Source organism: Flavobacterium pectinovorum, assembly GCF_900142715.1.
GTDB classification, from domain to species: Bacteria; Bacteroidota; Bacteroidia; order Flavobacteriales; family Flavobacteriaceae; genus Flavobacterium; species Flavobacterium pectinovorum.
Map to the genome: position 1 here is coordinate 659,368 of NZ_FRBX01000001.1, position 18,940 is coordinate 678,307.

Below are 18,940 nucleotides of genomic sequence, written 5' to 3' on the forward strand. Positions count from 1 at the left end.
ACTTTGCCACTTTGAACCTTTGTACCTTTATTTAAACAAATTATCCATTCCAGGAATCATTGGCATGTCCATTTTTGCCACGGCATCAAGTTCTCTTTCGTTTACGCTTGTTGCTTTTTCGATAGCTTTGTTTAAGGTTACAATTAAATAATCTTCCAATTGTTCTTTATCTTCAAGTAAAGAATCATCAATAGAGATTGATTGTATCTTTCTATTAGCCGTTAATGTTACTTTCAATAATCCGTCAGCACTTTGCTCATCAATTAAAACAGTATCCAGACGTTTTTTGGTATCTTCAATTTTTTGTTGGGTTTCTTTAAGTTTTCCCATCATTCCCATTAAATCCATTTTTGTTGATTTTTAAATTATTTCAGACAAAATTACTATATTGCTGTATTATATCAATACAATATTTTATGAAAAAATTAATTCTGTTCTATTGTGTTTATAGTATTTTTGCCTCGACTTATATAAAAATTAATGCTCAACCAATGCAAAACGATATATCGGCTCCACAGGCCAAAGTAATTCCAAAATCACTAAAAAAACACAAAGAAACCAGAATTGATAATTATTTTTGGCTGAACGACAGAGAAAATCCAGAAGTTATTGATTATTTAAATCAGGAAAATGCATACTACGAAAGTATGACTTCGCATACAAAAGGTCTTCAGGAATCTTTATACGAAGAAATGAAAGGCAGAATTAAAGAAGATGATTCCTCTGTTCCTTATTTCTATAACGGTTATTACTACATTACTCGTTTTGAAACTGGTCAGGATTATCCAATTTTTTCAAGAAAAAAAGGAAGCCTTTCAGCAGATGAAGAAATTATGTTCAATTGCAATGAATTGGCAAAAGATCACGCTTATTTTAAATTAGGAGGATTAAGTATTAGTCCGGATAACAAATTTGCCACTTTTGGAGTTGATATTGTAGGTAGAAGAATTTATACGATTCAGATAAAAAACTTAGAAACCGGAGAAATTCTTTCAGATAAAATCGAAAATGCAACCGGAGGATCTGTTTGGGCAAATGATAACAATACTATTTTTTATGTCAGACAAGATGAAGTTACTTTGCGATCTGATAAAGTTTTCAGACATAAATTAAATACAGGTTCGGAAAAAGATGTTTTGGTTTTTAATGAAACCGATGATACTTTTAATGTTTCGATAAGTAAAGAAAAATCAAGAAAATATATTGTTATTGGTTCTGGAAGTACTTTAACAACAGAATATAGAATTTTAAATTCAGATAATCCTGATGGGGAATTTCAAGTTTTTCAAACTCGTGTTCGTGGTTTAGAATATAGTATTTCTCATTATGAAGATTCCTTTTATATTTTAACGAATAAAGATAAGGCAACCAACTTTAAGTTGATGAAAACGCCTGAAAACAGAACAGAAAAGAAATTCTGGAAAGATCTTATTCCGCATCGCGAAGATGTTTTATTGGAAGATATCGAAATTTTCAAAAACTATTTAGTAGTAGAGGAGCGCTCAAACGGTTTAAATCATATTCGAATTATGCCATGGAATGGCGAGGCGGATTACTATTTGCCTTTTGGAAGCGAAACCTATAATGCTTATACAACAACCAATATTGATTTTGATACAGATGTTTTACGTTACAGTTATCAATCGCTTGCAACGCCATCGTCTGTAATTGATTTTAATATGAAAACCAAAACCAAAGAAATCTTAAAAGAGCAACAGGTTTTAGGTGGAAAATTTGATAAAGAAAATTACATCGAAGAGCGCGTTTGGGCAACTGCGAGAGATGGAGTTAAAGTTCCAATTTCGATAATTTACCGAAAAGGATTACAGAAAAACAGCAAAAACCCTTTATTGCTTTATGCCTATGGTTCTTATGGGATAACTATGGACACCTATTTTTCTTCTACACGACTTTCTCTGTTAGACCGCGGATTTGTTTATGCCATCGCTCATATTAGAGGTGGTGAAGATTTGGGAAGACAATGGTATGAAGATGGAAAACTGTTAAAAAAGAAAAATACCTTTACAGATTTCATTGATTGCTCTAAATTTGTAATAGATGAGAAATACACTTCTGCTGATCATTTGTATGCAGAAGGAGGATCTGCCGGAGGACTTTTGATGGGAGTTATCATAAATGAAGCCCCAGAATTGTATAATGGTGTTATCGCTCAGGTTCCCTTTGTAGATGTTATTACAACAATGCTCGACGACAGTATTCCGTTAACAACGGGAGAATACGACGAATGGGGAAACCCAAACAATAAAAAATATTACGATTATATGTTGTCGTACTCACCATACGATAACGTAAAATCACAACAATACCCTAATATGTATGTTTCTACAGGACTGCATGATTCGCAAGTACAGTACTGGGAACCAGCAAAATGGGTCGCCAAGTTGAGAAATTTAAAAACAGATAATAATCTTTTGTTCTTAGATACCAACATGGATGCTGGACATGGCGGTGCTTCAGGCCGATTTGAAGCTTTAAAAGACTTAGCAAAAGAATTTAGTTTTTTATTAGATTTAGAGAAAATTAAAAGCTAATTAGAAATTTTTTGTTAAATTTGCAACCTATCAAGGTATATTTAAAATTGCCTTCGATTAACTATTTTTTTATGAAAGAAGAAATAAATGCTTATAATAATGTTTTAGAGTTAATAGGTAACACCCCACTTATTAAGCTAAATAAAATCACCGAAGAGTTAGAAGGAAATTTCTACGCAAAGGTAGAAGCTTTTAATCCGGGTCATTCCTCAAAAGATAGAATAGCGTTATATATTATTGAAGAAGCCGAGAAAAGAGGAATACTTTCTCCAGGAGATACCATTATCGAGACAACATCTGGAAATACAGGTTTTAGTTTAGCCATGGTAAGCATTATAAAAGGTTATAACTGTATTCTGGCAGTAAGTTCAAAATCATCGAAAGATAAAATTGACATGCTGAGAAGTTTAGGAGCTAAAGTGTATGTTTGTCCCGCACACGTTTCTGCAGATGATGAAAGATCATATTACAACGTTGCAAAACGTTTGCACGAAGAAACAAAAGGTTCAGTTTACATTAATCAGTATTTTAACCAATTGAATATTGATGCCCACTACAACTCTACAGGTCCTGAAATCTGGGAACAGACAAAAGGACAAATTACACACCTTGTTGCTTGTAGCGGAACCGGAGGAACAATCTCAGGAACTGCAAAATTCTTAAAAGAGCAAAATCCCAACATTAGAATTTTAGGTGTAGATGCTTTTGGTTCAGTATTGAAAAAATACCACGAAACAAAAGAATTCGATAACAAAGAAATTTACCCGTATCGTATTGAAGGTTTAGGAAAAAACCTGATTCCATCTGCTACAGATTTTGATATCATCGATAAATTCATGAAAGTGACCGATGAAGAAAGTGCTCACTCTGCAAGAGAAATCACTCGTAAAGAAGGTTTATTTGTTGGATATACTTCAGGAGCAGTAATGCAGGCGATTAAACAATATGCAGAAGAAGGAGAGTTTACAAAAGACAGTAATATTATTGCAATCTTCCCGGACCATGGTTCTCGCTATATGAGTAAAGTATTTAGTGATGACTGGATGAACGAACAAGGATTCTTTGACAGTATCAATGAAGAGGAAGTTCAAAAAATTGAATTTGTAAAGTAAATTAAAGATTACTTTTTAAAATATATGACTCCATTCGTGTAAACGAATGGAGTTTTTTTTAAGAATCGTTTTACAAATCTCTAATCTTACTATTTTTAAATGTTAAAATATTTTGATTGAATGAGAATAACGTATTTATACGCGGTAAGTGTTTGTTTATGTTGAATTAAATTTATAGTTTTAACAAAATTTATAATAGTATAAAATAATTTAATTAAGAGTTTTAAATAATCAATTTTGGTTATTTGACGGTTATTTAGGTTTGTTGTCGACTATATTTTTAGTCACAGACATTATAATATAGTTTAGTATTGTTAAAATATAAAGTTTTAAATCCCCAAACATCTATAAAATATGAAGAAATTATTACTAACATTAATGTTTGTAAGTTTTTTAAATACTAATGCCCAAAATCCCATTCAGGAGTTCAAGTTTGATGGAAATTTAAAAAGTACCGATAATACAATTTCTTTTTTGGGAACCCCTATTTTTGTAAATGACAGAACGGGTGCTGTTAAAAGTGCTCTGAGATTAACTAATAAAGGTTTTGAAGTTGTAGTAGGTGATCTTCCGCAGGGAAATAAACCAAGATCAATATCTGTATGGGTGAAATTTAATACTATTACTACACCAAATTATATTCTGGGTTATGGCAGCCCGGCCAATGCGCAATATTTTGGTTTACTCCAACAAGCTGTATCCGCAGGCAATTCTGAGTTAAGTCTTGCAGGCTGGGGAGCCACAAATGATGTTATTGTTTCAGTTCCGCTTGCTAAAGATGTTTGGTATCACTATGCCATCACTTATGACGGAAATACCTCAAAAATATATCGTAATGGCGAATTACTAAAATCAGTTGATGGAATTTCACGATTAACAAAAGGATATATTTTAAGACTCGGAGAACTGAATACAACAGTTGGAATTAATGCCGATATAGACGATGTAAAAGTATATACCGTTGCCATGACAAACGAGCAGGTTATGGAGTCTTATAATAGCTCAAAACCAACGAATGCTGTTGTAGCATCTCAACAAAGTACTTCAACTCAAAAAAGTGCTCCTGTAGTAGTAGAGAAAACTGCAGCTCCTATAAAAATGACAGCTCCGGCAACTGCATCAGCAACAGATACAAAAAATGCATCTAAAATTGTTGAGGTTTTTTCACAAGGAACAAAAGTAGCAGGGGCAAATGCTACAAATATTGGTGATTTACCCGAAGGAACTTACTTATTGAAAGTAACCAATAATCCGAAAAAATAATCAAAAAAGATTATTCATTAATACTTATTTTTCTATAAGAAAGAAGCCTTTTGAAATAAATCGAAAGGCTTCTTTTTTTAATGCTTTTTCTGTTGTCCTGGTGCGTAAGCTTTGGCGCTTTGACTTCCCGACATTTTTTTCGCTTGTCCCGGTGGCATTTTTTTCGGTCCACCATCGTTATGCACATGTGCAACACAGCTAATAACGCTAAGGACTACAAACAAAATAACCATAATAACTACGGCGAATTTTGTGTATTTTGATGTCTTCATAAAATGTTTTTTATTTTTTTGTTTTTGGATTTACAAATATAAGAGATTATGTTTTTTTTCTTGAAACCTTGAATCTATTTAGAGTGTATATAGACAGTCAAAGATTATGAATTTAAAATGATGTAAAAAAGCCTTCTAAAGTTTAACTTTAGAAGGCTTTTCAATTATTAGTATTATTTGCTTTTTAGCTTATAACGCTTATAACAACAAATAATATCACCAGAATAATTACGGCGAATTTTGTGTATTTTGATGTTTGCATGATATTATTTTTAAATTATTTATTCTTCTAATTGCCGCAAATATAATAGTTTATTTGAATTATTAATCTTACAGGTATTTAAATTAACCATAAATTATAAAAATCAAAAAATATTTTTATTTCTTCCCAACCTTTTCGGGAAAAACATTCTCTATATAAGTAGAAAGCATTTTGAAATGATTTTAACTTAAAAATATATACTATGAAAAAGAAATTCACCTTAGAAATAGCAAGTCCTTGTTCTGAAAATTTTGATAAAATGATTCCGAATTCAAAAGGTTCGTTTTGTAATTCGTGCGCTAAAAACGTAATTGATTTAAGTAGTAAATCAAACTCTGAAGTAGCCAAATTTATTGCAGAAAACAAAGGTAAAAACATTTGTGCACGAATAAAATCAACACAGTTACAAGAAGAATTTGCATATAATGAAACATCAAAAATCAACAATTTTAAATATGCCGCAATTGCCGCATCTGTTTTATTAGCCTCGAATGTTTCAGCGCAAGAAAAAGAGCCAATTCAAACCGAAATTACTTCTCCGAAATTAAATAATCACATTGTAGGTAAAATTGCCTTTAAGCAGCCAGTTGAAGAGGAAGTTTCAATTATTGTAAAAGGAAAAATATTAGATTCAAAAACAAATAAACCTTTAAATAATAAAACATATCCAAACTTAATGCTGACTATAAATGATTCGCCAACTCCGTTTAAAGTAAATGCAAAAACGGGTGAATTTGCTATTCCTTTAAAAGTTTTAAAAAATAGTGATAATCTTTATCTTAGTATTGTAAGCGGTGATTATTATTTATCTAAAACAATACCTTTTGATATAAAATCAGTTAAAGGGAATGTTTTAAAGCAAGACATAATTATTGAAACAGAAGAGTTGACTAAAGTTATGATAATGGGAGGATTGGGAATTAATTATATTGATAAAAAAGCAAGTAAAGAAATCTGATTTTTAAAAAAATAAGAAATAAAATAAATATCAAAAGCCCTGAAAAATTCAGGGCTTTTGATATTTATAAAAAGAAAATACTATTCCTCTTTCATAGTATGATAAACGTTCATAACGTCATCATCTTCTTCAATTTTTTCAATTAGTTTTTCAACGTCAGCGATTTGAGCTTCAGTAAGTTCTTTGGTGATTTGTGGAATACGCTCAAAACCAGAAGATAAAATTTCAAGACCTCTGTTCTCTAATTCTTTTTGCAAAGCACCAAAGCTTCCAAAAGGAGCGTAGATTAAAATTCCGTCTTCATCTTCAAAAACCTCTTCGGCACCAAAATCAATTAATTCTAATTCTAATTCTTCAGGATCAAGGTTTCCTTTTGCAATTCTGAAGTTACAAGTATGGTCAAACATAAACTCAACAGAACCCTGAGTTCCCATTGTTCCGTTGCATTTGTTAAAGTAGCTGCGAATATTGGCTACAGTTCTATTATTGTTGTCAGATGCCGTTTCAATTAAAATAGCAATTCCGTGCGGAGCATATCCTTCAAACAGAATTTCTTTATAGTTGGCAGTATCTTTATTACTTGCATTTTTTATCGCGCGCTCCACATTGTCCTTAGGCATGTTAGCGGCTTTTGCATTTTGTATAACAGCTCTTAATCTAGAATTGGCATCTGGGTTAGGACCACCTTCTTTAACGGCCATAACGATATCTTTACCAATTCGGGTAAATGTTTTAGCCATTGCTGACCAACGTTTCATTTTTCTTCCTTTTCTAAATTCGAACGCTCTTCCCATTACTAGTTTTTTATTTTGAGATGCAAAAATACGGTTATTCCTTATTTTTCCAAAATCAATTCAATTCTTTTTTAAATTATGTTTTGTGTGAATATTTAACCACAGAGTTCGCTAAGATTTACGTAAAGTTTGCAAAGCTTTTTATCGAAGTTTTGATAAGATCGCAAAGTTTACTTTTTCAAAATCGAAGATTTTGAAAAAGTAGTAAAATCTAAAATCTAAAATCTAAAATCTAAAATCTAAAATCTAAAATCTAAAATCTAAAATCTAAAATCTAAAATCTAAAATCTAAAATCTAAAATCTACTTCGCCGCATTAAAATCCGTAATAATATTTACAGCTTCGTTTAAATAAGGATTCGTTCTAAGATTATCAATCTGATATTGATTAATTGTTTTTTCGTTCGGGTAGGCGCCTAATAGAAACTGGTTTACACTCGAATTATAAACATCCAGCGGATTATTTTCGTCATTGAATGTATTAATTTCTGTCCAGATATAATTCACGTTTTTTTTCTGTTTAAAAACCGCATCCAAAGTCATCGGGATTTCAGCTTTAGGAACATTCACCATTTCATCAATTTTTAAGTTGATTTTTTTGATGTTGTTAAAGTAATAATTATCCGCAAGTCGGAGCGTACTGCTTTTAGCAATTTTATCAATAACACTTCTTTTTACATAAGTTTTATATTTTAAAAGTGATTCTATGCTATCATTTTTTATGGCAGTCGGAAAATCGCTTTCTTTTTGATAAATACCTTCATAAAATTCCGGAAGTACAACATCGGGTTTAACCCCAATATATTGATGGCTTTTACCCGTAACCCTGTAAAATTTATTAATGGTGATTTTTAAGAAATCAGTATTTTTTTCCTCGTCAAGCGAAAGAATAGTCTGCATGGTTGCTTTCCCAAGTGTATTACTGCCCAATAATAAGGCACGATTGTAGTCTTGCAATATTGAAGAAAAAAACTCGCTTGCAGAAGCCGTATTGCTATTAATTAAAACAACCATCGGGCCTTTATAAATAACGCCTCGATACGGATCATTGATTACTGATCTTTCTTGTTTGTTATCAACAACAATCGAAATAGGACCATAATCAACAAACATTCCCGCCAGTTTTATGGCTTCTTCCATAGATCCGCCTCCATTATCAATCAAATCAATAACAAGACCTTTAATATTGTCTCTTTCCAGTTTTATCACTTCGCGGGCAACATCATCGGCACAGCCTTTTCGGCTATTTCCATCTAAATCAGCGTAGAAACTCGGAATTTTAATATAACCAATTTTGTTTTCTTTGCCCACGATAAAACTAAAAACCGAATTTTCTTCGTCTTTCATCACCTGCTTTTCAATATAAACATCAAAGCTTTTGCCTGAATTACGTTTTATGGTCAGAACAATACTTTTGTTCGATTCTGATAAAATCATCGTAGAAATTGATTCTAATGAGGCACAGGAAACCTGCAAAGTTTCCTTATGATTGGATACCGAAAGAATTTGATCACCCTTTTTTATTTGTCCCGTTTTAAAAGCCGGACCATTCGGATCAATTTCATCTATTATAATTTCGTTTTTCTCATTTAGGTTTACGGTCATTCCCAATGATAAATGCTCTTTTGAGAGCGAAGCAACAAAACTCGATTTCGAGTCATTGCTAAAATAAGCCGTATGCGGATCAAAATACAAGCAAAAGAAATTATATAATTTTTCTTCCTGCTTCAGATTATTTTCCAAAAGCGTAGTAATTCGGCAAATTTCATTAGATAAAACCAATTTTCTGGATGCCAATTCAATTGTAGCAAAATTAGCCTTAATAGAATCCAGGTTATCACCTGTTTCTGCAATATCATCTAATATTTGATAGCGAAGTTTTTTAAGCCAGACTTTCTCCAGATTTTCTTTTTTGAGATAAAAATCGAATGATTTTTTATAAAACCGAATCGTATCTTTTTTACTATAATCAATAGTTCCTGAATCTATTTTTTCTAAAACAGCTTTTGTTCTCAAAAGGCCTGTTTTATATTTATTTGTAATATCTGCTAAAAAACTACAATCATTACTAAGAATCATGTCGTCGAGTTTCAAGCGATATTTTTGCGCCATCTCATCATATTCACTTTTAAAGAAGATATTTCGTGACGGATCCAATTCATCAATAATATTGTCAAAAACAAAAACAGACAAACTATCATTTACCGGTTTTGGGCGTATATGTTCGGTTTGAATCAGGGCATTTATTTTGTTTAATATTTCGCATGTGGGATCACCACTCTGACTAAACAGAATGTTTGTACCTAACATTAATACTAATAATATTCTTTTCATAAAAGGCGGAGATCAATTTGCTATATTAAAATTACGCTTATTTTTTGACACCGTTTTATATTTTTTCGAAAATATCTTACAAGAAAATCATTTTTTTATTGCTATTATTATAAAAGTATTCGCCACGAATTCACCAATTCTTACAATAAGAAATTCGTGAATTCGTGGCGAAAAAAAAAGCATCATTTAAGTGATGCTTTTAAAATTTATATAAAAATTATTTCTTGTAAAAAGGCAATTTAACCACTTTTGCAGGAACATCATTTTTTCTGATTCTGATAAAAATATCACTGTCAACAGCAGTATTGTTTACAGTAACATATCCTAAACCAATTCCCTTATTCATAGAAGGCGACATAGTTCCAGAAGTTACAATACCAATTACAGCACCTGCAGCATCTACAATTTCGTAATCGTGTCTTGGTACGGCACGTTCCTGCATTTCAAAAGCAACTAATTTTTTAGAAACACCTTCCTCTTTTTGTTTTTTCAAACTTTCAGAATTCGTAAAATCTTTATTGAATTTCGTAATCCAACCCAAACCAGCTTCAAGTGGAGAAGTCGTATCGTTGATATCATTTCCGTACAAACAAAAACCCATTTCAAGACGTAAAGTATCACGAGCTGCCAAACCAATTGGCTTAATTCCAAAAGCCGCTCCAGCTTCAAAAACTTTATTCCAAACCTGTTCAGCCTCACTGTTTTTACAGTAAATTTCAAAACCGCCAGAACCTGTATATCCTGTAGCCGAGATAATTACATTTTCGATTCCGGCAAAATCAGCCACTTCAAAATGGTAATACGGAATCGCAGCTAAATCTATAGAAGACAAAGCCTGCATAGCCTCAACCGCTTTTGGACCCTGAATTGCCAATAAAGAATAATCATCAGAAAGGTTTTTCATTTCAACACCCAAATCATTTTGAGCCGAAATCCAGTTCCAGTCCTTTTCGATATTCGAAGCATTTACAACCAGTAAATACTCTTCCTCTTTCATTTTATAAACAATCAAATCATCTACAATTCCGCCGTCATTATTTGGCAGACAAGAATATTGCGCTCTACCAATCGTCAAAGTCGAAGCATCATTCGAAGTCACTTTCTGAATCAAAGCCAAAGCATTTGGTCCCGTCAGCAAAAATTCCCCCATGTGCGAAACGTCAAAAACGCCCACACTATTACGAACAGTCTCGTGTTCAGCATTCACGCCCTCATAAGTAATAGGCATATTATAACCAGCAAAAGGCAGCATTTTAGCTCCCAAACCTTCATGTATGTGCGTAAGCGCAGTATTTTTCATTGTGTTGATTTATAAAATTGTGTCGCAAATTTATTCAAAAAATATCTAAAAATGATAGTCTAAATTATAAATTTCGCAATAATATGAAGCAATTCCAGCTTTCCGTTACAAGTCCTCATAAAAAAAGCAAAGTTTCTAATGTTCCAAAAAGAGCTTCCGTTGGTCGCTTTTTTAGAACAAGAAACTTTTGCTTTTTTTACTCCGGGCTTTCCTCTACAATCTGGGCTAGGGATTTACGTTCAAAAGAAACATTCTCTTATTCGAATTTTATGTAACTTTAAGTCATTAAATTTTTTCTTCTTATTGAAATTAAGGCAGAATGTACAGGCGTCACCAAATTTAAAAATCCGTTTTTATCCGCGTTTTACCAAGTAAATCCGTTTTATCCGCGTTACAATTAACCACAATCCATAAGTAATTAAAAATAAAATATTAAAATAGATAATAAGCCAAATGAAAGATCCATTTTTAATTACAAAAGAAGAAATTCTACAATTATATAAGCCAGTAAATCCTAACACACATAAAGGACTTCAGGGACATGCCGTAATTATTGCCGGAAGTTACGGTAAAATCGGAGCAGCCGTTCTCGCATCAAAATCCTGCTTAAAAACAGGATGCGGACTCGTAACCACTTTTACATCAAAATGCGGTTATCAGATCCTTCAAATTTCCATTCCCGAAGTTATGGTTATCACCGACGAAAATACCAATTTCATCACACATATTCATCTTCCGTTAACACCGCAAGCTATCGGAATAGGTCCCGGAATAGGGAAGGAGTTAGGAACACAAAAAGCACTATTCGAATTTTTAAGAATCAACAAAGCGCTTTTAGTTCTTGATGCCGACGCCTTAAATATTTTATCAGAAAACCAATCGTGGCTCGAATTAGTTCCCGAAAACACTATTCTGACACCACATCCAAAAGAGCTCGAACGCTTAATAGGCAAATGGAATTCAGAATCTGAAAAGTTTCAAAAAACAATTGCATTTTCAGAGAAATACAAAGTAATCATTGTCATGAAAGGCGCACCAACCTACATCATCAATCAAAGTAAAATTTACGAAAACACCACCGGAAACGCTGCACTCGCAACAGCAGGAAGCGGCGACGCCCTAACCGGAATCCTGACCAGTTTATTGGCACAAGGCTACGAGCCAAAGTATGCCGCAAAACTTGGCGTTTTTCTCCATGGTTTAACGGCAGATATTGCGTTGCCAAAAACCGGATATCAATCGTTTACAGCCTCAGATATTATTAAGAACTTAGGAAAAGCTTTTTTGGAATTAGACAATTAGAGAATGGGACAATTAGATAATTAGATAATGAAATCTTATCTATCAACTTTTGTCTATAAACTAAAGTTTACATTAAAGTATAGTCAATAAAATTCGGCATAGTTGTGTCATCTCGACGGAGGAGAGATCACACACGGAACTCTACAAAGATTGTCGATTCAGTTTGCGGAGCTTCTAGTGTGATCTCTCCTCCGTCGAGATGACAAAAACGGCAGCAAATTGTTAAACATCAAGCTTTGCGAACTTCCAAAAGCTAGCAAACTTAGAATTTAACCTTAGCGAACTCTGCGAAAAAACTTTGTGATCTCTGCGGTTAAAAAAATAAGAATCAAAATCCGTAAGTTTGTAATTCATTTTACAAATATGAAAAACAACTTCGATCTCAGATCCGTAAACGTTACCCGTTATATAACGCCATTACGCGAAGGCGGTTCCTTACCCGCTTTGGCAGAAGCCGACGACGATTTTAAATACGTCTTAAAATTTAAAGGAGCCGGACATGGCGTAAAAGCCCTGATTGCCGAATTAGTTGGCGGACAAATTGCAAAAGCCTTAAAACTACATCTTCCGGAATTGGTTTTCGCTAATCTCGACGAAGCCTTTGGAAGAACAGAAGCCGACGAAGAAATTCAGGATTTACTGCAAGGAAGTCAGGGATTAAATCTGGCACTTCACTTTTTATCCGGTGCAATAACTTTTGATCCTGTTGTAACAACTGTCGATGATAAATTAGCATCACAAATTGTTTGGCTGGATTCTTATATTACGAATGTTGACAGAACTTTCAAAAATACCAATATGTTGATTTGGCATAAAGAATTATGGCTAATCGATCACGGAGCATGTTTGTATTTTCATCATTCCTGGAACAATTGGGAACAGCATGCCAAAAGTCCGTTTGCATTGATAAAAGATCACGTTTTATTGCCACAAGCCTCACTTTTAAAAGAAGTTGATGCCGAATTTAAAGCACTTTTAACCAATGAAATTCTGGAAGAAATTGTAAACACAATTCCTCTGGAATGGCTGCAATGGGAAGATACCGACGAAACTCCGGAAACCTTGCGAAATGTATATCTACAATTTTTGCAAACCCGATTAAATAATTCCGAAATCTTTGTAAATCAGGCTCAAAATGCAAGATAGTCACTTATATGAGTACGCCGTAATTCGTGTAGTACCAAGAGTAGAACGCGAAGAATTCCTGAATATCGGAATCATTTTGTTTTGCAAAAAAGCCAAATTTATAAAAGTATTGTCACACATCAACGATGATAAAATTCAAACACTTTCAAACGACTTTGATATTGAGCAATTACATTGCAATGTTACCGCATTAAAGAAAATCGCAGCCGGAGATAAAGATGGTGGGCCAATTGGGGAAATGGATATTCCGTCGCGTTTTCGTTGGTTAACCGCGATTCGCAGTTCGGCAATTCAAACATCAAGACCACATTCTGGTTTGTGCGAAGATTTAGAAAAAACAATTCAGAGATTATTTGAAGAATTAGTTCTTTAAAGGAGGTTCAAAGCAACAAAGGTTCAAAGGCACAAAGGTTTTCTGTAGAGACGCACAGCAGTGCGTCTAACATAAAGTTTATCCGCAATCAATTAAAAAACTTTGCTCCCGAAGCCTCGGGACTGCTACTTTGCGCGATTCAAAAAACAAAGGTTAGCGAACTTCGCGGAGATAATGAAACCAGATAAAAAAATACCCAGATTTATAATAAAATTTCAATCAATTTAAATCTGCTCAATCTGCAAAATCTGCGTGAAACAAAAAAACTCTGTACAAAATAAAAAAGTCAAACCCTATAAGAATTTACACTTATAGGGTTTGACAAAACTAAACTAACTAACTCACATTCTCTAAAACCATAGTTTCAAGTGATGAATTTGAAACTATGAAATTTAAAAATGAAAATTTATTAAAACGATCCGCAAACATTTCCGCCTAAAGTTGGTCCTGCATTTGCAGAAACATCAGCTTTAACAGCAGCTTTATCAAGTTTTACAATCGTGTACGGAGGTGTAAAAGCGGTTTTACTTCCTGCCTGATTTCCAGATGTATTAGTGAAAACGTTATCAACTGCTGTAACAGCCGTATAACCAGTCATTAAATCAATAGGAGTTTTTACACCCTCAAAAACGTTTGATTCTACACGAATATCAGCTTCAAAACCTGCAGCGATACATTTATTGCTCACAGTACTGTTAAAGAAACTGTTTACGATATGCACTTTTCCAAAACGAACTCTTGGCATTCTTTCTTTACATCCCGGAGCCCACCAGCAACGAGCGAAAGTAATTCTTAGTTTTCCACGATCTCCCGTAGCACCGTCGCTTGAACCAATTAAGTTAGAATATCTGTGATCATCTGATCCTCCTGAACCTCCTGCTTTTGGTGGTTTTAGGTAGTGAAATTTAGAATAAGTAACAGAAATATAATCTGATTTGTTTTTGATGTCAAAGTTTCCGTCTACACCGTCTCTGAATTCGCAGTGGTCAACCCATACATTTGTACATTCGTCAAGAATTGCATTATCCCAACCATCAGTATCATAAGCACCAGGGCCTTCAAAAATAAGGTTTCTGATAATGATGTTTTTACATCTTTTGATGTTAATGATTCCAGAAGCATCTTTGGTTTGATTAGTCGAAACCAGTTTTGCACCGCTGGCACCATAAATAGTTTTACCGGTTTGATCTTGAAAAGACAATCTGGTTGTAACAGTAATAGTTCCGCTCACTTTAATAACCTTTACAGAGCTGCTTTCGATAGCTGATTTCAATTGAGCATAAGTAGTTACAGTTGTTTCAGCAGCACTTCCACCACCGGTTGTACCACCATTTTGAGAAGCCCATCCCGGAACCTGTGCACAATTTCCAATTTTTGCTGTCAAATTACCTGAAGCAGGTGTAGTTTCAACAACAGCGCTTGCATCTGTTGATGAAGCAATTTCTTCGGTATTACAACTTGTAAAACCTAAAGTAAGTGCCAATACCAAGACTGACAAATTTAATTTTAATTTCATAATAATTTAAGTTTGGGGTTTTTTGTTAAAATATTTAACAGTACAAATCTGCTTATAATAATTCTTAAAAAAGTTGAACAAGTTCAATATTTTGTATTTTTTTTCGGATAAAATGTTTTTTTAACAATTGTTAAGAGACAAAAATATCAAAAAGAAGTATTTTTACGTAATCGATTACATCTTTTTTTAATTCATTCAAATACTTACGCCCCCAAGTAAGAATAAAAGTAAAAACACATGTACAAAGCCCTCAGATTAAACATTGAACGTAAAATTAACTTAACCGAAGAAGAATGGAAATGCATTATAGAAAAAACCGAGTTTATAAAACTTAAGAAAAATGAATTCCTGCAAATTCAGGACTCAAACAGTTCTTATGAAGGATTTATTTTAAAAGGTGCTTTTAAAACCTACATTATAAACGACAGCGGAGGAGAAAGCGTTATTTTCTTCTCTTTTGAAAACGAATGGATGTGCGATCTCGAAAGTTTCTATCATCAAAAGCCTACAACCTACAATATCAAGGCCATAGAAGATAGCGAGATTTTGGTAATTAGTAAAGCCAACAAAGCACTTTTGTTTGAACAAGTACCAAAGCTGGTGCAGTTTCATATTATTATGGTAGAAAAAGCCAACATCAACATTCAACAAAGACTTTTAGATGTTTTAAACAAAACCTCAAAACAACGGTATTTGGAGTTTGTAGAAAGATATTCGCATAAGATTGATAAAATCAACAATAAAAATTTATCATCCTATTTAGGTGTTTCACACGAATTTCTGTCAAAGATTAAAAAAAGTTGCTGAAGAAAGTTGCTGAGATGCTAAGGTTTTAAGCTTTTTAGCAGCGAAAGTAAAATCTCGCGAAGTCGCAAAGAAAAATAAAAACTTTGCATCTCTGCGATTTTGCGAGCATATCGCGCACCAGCTAAAAAAAACTTAGTGCCTTTGTGTCTTCGTGGCAAAAACTTAAACGCGCTTCTCTAAATATATAAACTCCAAAGGCTTATCAGAAACATTAATATGTATGTCGCTTGCAGGAAAAGGTTCTCTTTCTCCGGTTTCAACATAACCGTGGCGTTTGTACCACGCAATAAGCTCTGAACGAACCGAAACTACCGTCATAATAATACTCGACAATCCCAGAGTTTTAGCATGCTTTTCGCCTTCAGCTAATAACTTTTTCCCGATTCCGCTATTTTGTAATTCCGGTGAAACAGTTAACATTCCCAAATACAATTGATGTTCTTTCTCGACCAATAAAACCGACCCAATAATTTGATCGTTTTCGGTATATTTCAGGAATGTATTTTTAGGATCAGCAATGATTTCTGTTAATTCTTCTTCGGTTGTTCTTTTTCCTTCTAATAAATGAGCTTCTGTTGTCCAGCCTTTTTTTGAAGTTTCGCCTCTGTAAGCTGAGTTAATTAAGGCTGTTAATGATGGAATATCTTGTAATGTTACTTTTGTAATCATGGAATTTTTATGCTGTAATTATATTGTTTTAAATATTTTGAATTGCTTCCTGCTTTAGCTGGCGGAACAAAATTACAATATTGAAAAATGGCTTTAGCCAAAATTATTGAGTTTTTTGCTAAAGTCAATTTGAGATTTTGATTGCATTAAAGATATTTTCTGCGACTGCAAAAACTACAGTGATTCCAATATTCCATAAAGACATTCATTAGAAAAATCGAGCTTTATATTTTCCTTTTTTGGATTTTCAATCACTAATAAATCATACCGTTCCAGATCGTATAGTTTCTCATTAATTTTAATAAGGGTTGTATCTAAAGAAAATAAAAGTATCATTTGAGCATTACAATTCTGATTACGCTGTGTTATTTGCAGTTTGTGATGGCCTATTTTTTCAGAAACCATCCAATTAAAATCAATACCTTTTGTATAAGAAGTCACTTCATCATCCGAATTAAATTCCATGATTTCATATTTTTCATATACTTTTTTTTCATTGTTAACCTCTATATCTAAGAAGTTATCAAGCATAACCAAATATCGATAGTAGCCCTTAAATTTAGTAAACTCCGAAGGCACTTTCTCTATTGTGGCACTGCTTATTCTGAATAGAAAATCTCTATCGCCATAGCTTGCTGTTTCGGGATATATCAGATATTCATATGTAAATCCACCGCTCCAAATAGCGGCTGTACAATCTTTTTTAGGAAAAAGGCGTATGTTCATTTTTAATTTTTTTAATACGAATATCGAGATTTTGAAAGTTCTTTCTCTTTGCGTTCATAAGTGGGATGCTCAAGTTCACTGTCATTAATTTAAGCTTAAAAAAATAAAATTAGTGTAAATCAAATCTATTTTTATCCGCGTTTTTACGAAGTAAATCTGTTTTATCAGCGTCAAAATTAGACGCTGATTTTACTGATTCGCTAAAGCGAAAACGCTGATAAAAACGAATTTTTCTAATTGTTTTCTTGATTTCTCCTTGACTTAATGACATTGCACTCACGCTAACGAGAAGAAACAAAATTACACTAGAAAATAACTTTAGCCAAATCATTTATGTTTTTTGGCTAAAGCCGAATTTATCAATTTATATGAATTATGAAAATAGTATCTTACAAAAACAGTTTGTTTTTTACTGAAATTTATTTTCGTTTAAGAATTTTAAATATCTTTGAATTATGAGTACAGCAATAAAACCAAAACATATCGGCAGAAATATAAGCCGTATCAGAGAGCTTAAAGATATGAAACAGGAAGCACTGGCACAGGCTATAGGAACAAATCAACAGACCATTTCGGCTATTGAAAACAGCGAAACTGTAGACGAACAAAAATTAATGGAGATAGCAAATGCTCTTGGAGTTTCTGTTGAAGCCATTAAAAACTTTTCGGAAGAAGCGGTTTTTAACATTATTGGAAATACTTTTCAAGATCAAAGTGCAATTTACAATTGTAATTGTACTTTTAATCCTTTAGATAAAGTAGTTGAACTTTACGAACGTTTGGTGCAAGCTGAAAAAGATAAAGTTGAGTATTTAGAGAAATTATTGAATGGGAAATAGACGTTTTTGAACATATATTTTAATAAAAAAAAGAGATCTTAATTTAAGATCTCTTTTTTTTATTCTTATGTTCGGCTAGCCGGGTTATTACGCCAAAAAGAGCTATTGACAGTAATAATTTATGATCCGATCATATTTTCTGCTGCAATTTCTAAAGTCCCAACATATTTGTCAAAATATGTTTGAGTTGGATCATCGGTATCAATCGCTTTTAAAAAAAAACTAGCTCTTGTTGTATTAGGATTTCCTCCTAATCTCGCTCTGACAAGATTTTCATAATTTAATTTTGCTGTTCCTGAACTATGTGCAATAAAATTTCGAACTTTTGTTAGATCTTTTAATTCAGTACTAATTATATTTAAGGTGTTTATAATTCTGTTTGGAGTATTTAAATGTCTTTCAAATCTTCTTTTTACAGCAGTTTCATCAGTCCACTCAATATAGTTTTTATCTTGATATATAATAGTTCGAATGAGATTTCTGTCACCAATAGTCAGTTTAGGAGTTATTGGATCTCCATTTATAACCGTTTGGCCATTTAATAAACAAACAAGAATTTCTTCCAAAAAAACTTCCCAATTTTTATGCAATTGTATAAAAGCAGCTTCAACACCACTATCAGTATGTAAGCCAACCGGACTTAGACAATGAGTATATAAGTCTCGTGATTCTGTAATAGTAGCTATAAATTTATTTCTAACTTGTTGCAATGTCAT

General features: G+C 33.0%; 19 protein-coding genes. 9 read left to right on the forward strand and 10 right to left on the reverse strand.

The window, feature by feature from the left end; translation table 11 throughout:
- Nucleotides 1-27: 27 nt before the first annotated feature.
- Nucleotides 28-348, reverse strand: a complete 321-nt coding sequence (locus BUE22_RS02690) for a YbaB/EbfC family nucleoid-associated protein (RefSeq protein ID WP_042564215.1) — start codon at nucleotides 346-348, stop codon at nucleotides 28-30.
- 68 nt (nucleotides 349-416) lie between these two features.
- Between BUE22_RS02690 and BUE22_RS02695 the strand changes: the two genes are divergently transcribed.
- From BUE22_RS02695 to BUE22_RS02705, 3 genes are all read left to right on the forward strand, one after another.
- Nucleotides 417-2,552 carry a S9 family peptidase gene (locus BUE22_RS02695; protein ID WP_073393608.1) on the forward strand — a complete coding sequence of 712 codons (2,136 nt, stop codon included), beginning with the start codon at nucleotides 417-419 and terminating at the stop codon, nucleotides 2,550-2,552.
- A 71-nt stretch (nucleotides 2,553-2,623) separates the two neighbouring features.
- Nucleotides 2,624-3,664 (forward strand): cysteate synthase, encoded by a 1,041-nt coding sequence (locus tag BUE22_RS02700; RefSeq protein ID WP_042564217.1) that lies wholly within the window; start codon nucleotides 2,624-2,626, stop codon nucleotides 3,662-3,664.
- Between the two features lie 354 nt (nucleotides 3,665-4,018).
- Nucleotides 4,019-4,927 carry a LamG domain-containing protein gene (locus BUE22_RS02705; RefSeq protein WP_073393610.1) on the forward strand — a complete coding sequence of 303 codons (909 nt, stop codon included), beginning with the start codon at nucleotides 4,019-4,021 and terminating at the stop codon, nucleotides 4,925-4,927.
- A 77-nt stretch (nucleotides 4,928-5,004) separates the two neighbouring features.
- On the opposite strand, the gene BUE22_RS02710 is transcribed toward BUE22_RS02705, so the two are convergent.
- Nucleotides 5,005-5,199 (reverse strand): hypothetical protein, encoded by a 195-nt coding sequence (locus BUE22_RS02710; protein WP_073393612.1) that lies wholly within the window; start codon nucleotides 5,197-5,199, stop codon nucleotides 5,005-5,007.
- A 464-nt stretch (nucleotides 5,200-5,663) separates the two neighbouring features.
- On the opposite strand from BUE22_RS02710, the gene BUE22_RS02715 reads away from it, so the two are divergent.
- Nucleotides 5,664-6,419, forward strand: coding sequence for a hypothetical protein (locus BUE22_RS02715; protein WP_073393614.1), 756 nt, complete (start codon nucleotides 5,664-5,666; stop codon nucleotides 6,417-6,419).
- Nucleotides 6,420-6,499: 80 nt separating this feature from the next.
- Here the strand turns inward: BUE22_RS02715 and BUE22_RS02720 are convergent, their stop codons facing one another.
- The 3 genes from BUE22_RS02720 to gcvT all read right to left on the reverse strand — a co-directional run bounded on the left by BUE22_RS02720 (nucleotide 6,500) and on the right by gcvT (nucleotide 10,846).
- Nucleotides 6,500-7,213: a YebC/PmpR family DNA-binding transcriptional regulator gene (locus tag BUE22_RS02720; protein ID WP_007811539.1), complete on the reverse strand. Its 714-nt coding sequence runs from the start codon at nucleotides 7,211-7,213 to the stop codon at nucleotides 6,500-6,502.
- A gap of 302 nt (nucleotides 7,214-7,515) precedes the next feature.
- Nucleotides 7,516-9,546: a S41 family peptidase gene (locus BUE22_RS02725; RefSeq protein WP_073393616.1), complete on the reverse strand. Its 2,031-nt coding sequence runs from the start codon at nucleotides 9,544-9,546 to the stop codon at nucleotides 7,516-7,518.
- Between the two features lie 217 nt (nucleotides 9,547-9,763).
- On the reverse strand, nucleotides 9,764-10,846 hold the full coding sequence (gene gcvT, locus BUE22_RS02735; RefSeq protein WP_073393620.1) for a glycine cleavage system aminomethyltransferase GcvT: 1,083 nt from the start codon (nucleotides 10,844-10,846) through the stop codon (nucleotides 9,764-9,766).
- Between the two features lie 453 nt (nucleotides 10,847-11,299).
- On the opposite strand from gcvT, the gene BUE22_RS02740 reads away from it, so the two are divergent.
- From BUE22_RS02740 to BUE22_RS02750, 3 genes are all read left to right on the forward strand, one after another.
- Nucleotides 11,300-12,148 (forward strand): NAD(P)H-hydrate dehydratase, encoded by an 849-nt coding sequence (locus tag BUE22_RS02740; RefSeq protein WP_073393622.1) that lies wholly within the window; start codon nucleotides 11,300-11,302, stop codon nucleotides 12,146-12,148.
- Between the two features lie 363 nt (nucleotides 12,149-12,511).
- Nucleotides 12,512-13,294 (forward strand): HipA family kinase, encoded by a 783-nt coding sequence (locus BUE22_RS02745; RefSeq protein WP_073393624.1) that lies wholly within the window; start codon nucleotides 12,512-12,514, stop codon nucleotides 13,292-13,294.
- The gene (locus BUE22_RS02750) at nucleotides 13,284-13,667 is read left to right on the forward strand and encodes a DUF3037 domain-containing protein (protein ID WP_073393626.1); all 384 of its coding nucleotides are present in this window, start codon (nucleotides 13,284-13,286) and stop codon (nucleotides 13,665-13,667) included. Before BUE22_RS02745 ends, BUE22_RS02750 begins: the two co-directional genes overlap by 11 nt.
- A 409-nt stretch (nucleotides 13,668-14,076) precedes the next feature.
- On the opposite strand, the gene BUE22_RS02755 is transcribed toward BUE22_RS02750, so the two are convergent.
- The gene (locus tag BUE22_RS02755) at nucleotides 14,077-15,183 is read right to left on the reverse strand and encodes a pectate lyase family protein (protein ID WP_073393627.1); all 1,107 of its coding nucleotides are present in this window, start codon (nucleotides 15,181-15,183) and stop codon (nucleotides 14,077-14,079) included.
- Between the two features lie 237 nt (nucleotides 15,184-15,420).
- On the opposite strand from BUE22_RS02755, the gene BUE22_RS02760 reads away from it, so the two are divergent.
- Nucleotides 15,421-15,990: a Crp/Fnr family transcriptional regulator gene (locus BUE22_RS02760; protein WP_073393628.1), complete on the forward strand. Its 570-nt coding sequence runs from the start codon at nucleotides 15,421-15,423 to the stop codon at nucleotides 15,988-15,990.
- 162 nt (nucleotides 15,991-16,152) lie between these two features.
- On the opposite strand, the gene BUE22_RS02765 is transcribed toward BUE22_RS02760, so the two are convergent.
- From BUE22_RS02765 to BUE22_RS23565, 3 genes are all read right to left on the reverse strand, one after another.
- Nucleotides 16,153-16,659 carry a GNAT family N-acetyltransferase gene (locus BUE22_RS02765; RefSeq protein WP_073393629.1) on the reverse strand — a complete coding sequence of 169 codons (507 nt, stop codon included), beginning with the start codon at nucleotides 16,657-16,659 and terminating at the stop codon, nucleotides 16,153-16,155.
- Nucleotides 16,660-16,833: 174 nt separating this feature from the next.
- Nucleotides 16,834-17,385 (reverse strand): HutD family protein, encoded by a 552-nt coding sequence (locus BUE22_RS02770; RefSeq protein WP_073393630.1) that lies wholly within the window; start codon nucleotides 17,383-17,385, stop codon nucleotides 16,834-16,836.
- A 109-nt stretch (nucleotides 17,386-17,494) separates the two neighbouring features.
- Nucleotides 17,495-17,716 (reverse strand): hypothetical protein, encoded by a 222-nt coding sequence (locus tag BUE22_RS23565; protein ID WP_124020485.1) that lies wholly within the window; start codon nucleotides 17,714-17,716, stop codon nucleotides 17,495-17,497.
- Between the two features lie 124 nt (nucleotides 17,717-17,840).
- Between BUE22_RS23565 and BUE22_RS02775 the strand changes: the two genes are divergently transcribed.
- On the forward strand, nucleotides 17,841-18,224 hold the full coding sequence (locus BUE22_RS02775; protein WP_073393631.1) for a helix-turn-helix domain-containing protein: 384 nt from the start codon (nucleotides 17,841-17,843) through the stop codon (nucleotides 18,222-18,224).
- Nucleotides 18,225-18,343: 119 nt separating this feature from the next.
- Here the strand turns inward: BUE22_RS02775 and BUE22_RS02780 are convergent, their stop codons facing one another.
- Nucleotides 18,344-18,940 (reverse strand): hypothetical protein, encoded by a 597-nt coding sequence (locus tag BUE22_RS02780; protein WP_073393632.1) that lies wholly within the window; start codon nucleotides 18,938-18,940, stop codon nucleotides 18,344-18,346.

Bases quoted from the DNA above. Each gene is read 5' to 3' on its own strand.
- BUE22_RS02710 (WP_073393612.1), bottom strand. From the start codon at position 5,199: ATGAAGACATCAAAATACACAAAATTCGCCGTAGTTATTATGGTTATT.
- BUE22_RS02705 (WP_073393610.1), top strand. From the start codon at position 4,019: ATGAAGAAATTATTACTAACATTAATGTTTGTAAGTTTTTTAAATACT.
- BUE22_RS02750 (WP_073393626.1), top strand. From the start codon at position 13,284: ATGCAAGATAGTCACTTATATGAGTACGCCGTAATTCGTGTAGTACCA.
- BUE22_RS02725 (WP_073393616.1), bottom strand. From the start codon at position 9,546: ATGAAAAGAATATTATTAGTATTAATGTTAGGTACAAACATTCTGTTT.
- BUE22_RS02690 (WP_042564215.1), bottom strand. From the start codon at position 348: ATGGATTTAATGGGAATGATGGGAAAACTTAAAGAAACCCAACAAAAA.
- BUE22_RS02755 (WP_073393627.1), bottom strand. From the start codon at position 15,183: ATGAAATTAAAATTAAATTTGTCAGTCTTGGTATTGGCACTTACTTTA.
- BUE22_RS02760 (WP_073393628.1), top strand. From the start codon at position 15,421: ATGTACAAAGCCCTCAGATTAAACATTGAACGTAAAATTAACTTAACC.
- BUE22_RS02715 (WP_073393614.1), top strand. From the start codon at position 5,664: ATGAAAAAGAAATTCACCTTAGAAATAGCAAGTCCTTGTTCTGAAAAT.
- BUE22_RS02745 (WP_073393624.1), top strand. From the start codon at position 12,512: ATGAAAAACAACTTCGATCTCAGATCCGTAAACGTTACCCGTTATATA.
- BUE22_RS02700 (WP_042564217.1), top strand. From the start codon at position 2,624: ATGAAAGAAGAAATAAATGCTTATAATAATGTTTTAGAGTTAATAGGT.
- BUE22_RS02695 (WP_073393608.1), top strand. From the start codon at position 417: ATGAAAAAATTAATTCTGTTCTATTGTGTTTATAGTATTTTTGCCTCG.
- BUE22_RS02775 (WP_073393631.1), top strand. From the start codon at position 17,841: ATGAGTACAGCAATAAAACCAAAACATATCGGCAGAAATATAAGCCGT.
- BUE22_RS02765 (WP_073393629.1), bottom strand. From the start codon at position 16,659: ATGATTACAAAAGTAACATTACAAGATATTCCATCATTAACAGCCTTA.
- BUE22_RS02770 (WP_073393630.1), bottom strand. From the start codon at position 17,385: ATGAACATACGCCTTTTTCCTAAAAAAGATTGTACAGCCGCTATTTGG.
- BUE22_RS23565 (WP_124020485.1), bottom strand. From the start codon at position 17,716: ATGATTTGGCTAAAGTTATTTTCTAGTGTAATTTTGTTTCTTCTCGTT.
- BUE22_RS02720 (WP_007811539.1), bottom strand. From the start codon at position 7,213: ATGGGAAGAGCGTTCGAATTTAGAAAAGGAAGAAAAATGAAACGTTGG.
- gcvT (WP_073393620.1), bottom strand. From the start codon at position 10,846: ATGAAAAATACTGCGCTTACGCACATACATGAAGGTTTGGGAGCTAAA.
- BUE22_RS02780 (WP_073393632.1), bottom strand. From the start codon at position 18,940: ATGACATTGCAACAAGTTAGAAATAAATTTATAGCTACTATTACAGAA.
- BUE22_RS02740 (WP_073393622.1), top strand. From the start codon at position 11,300: ATGAAAGATCCATTTTTAATTACAAAAGAAGAAATTCTACAATTATAT.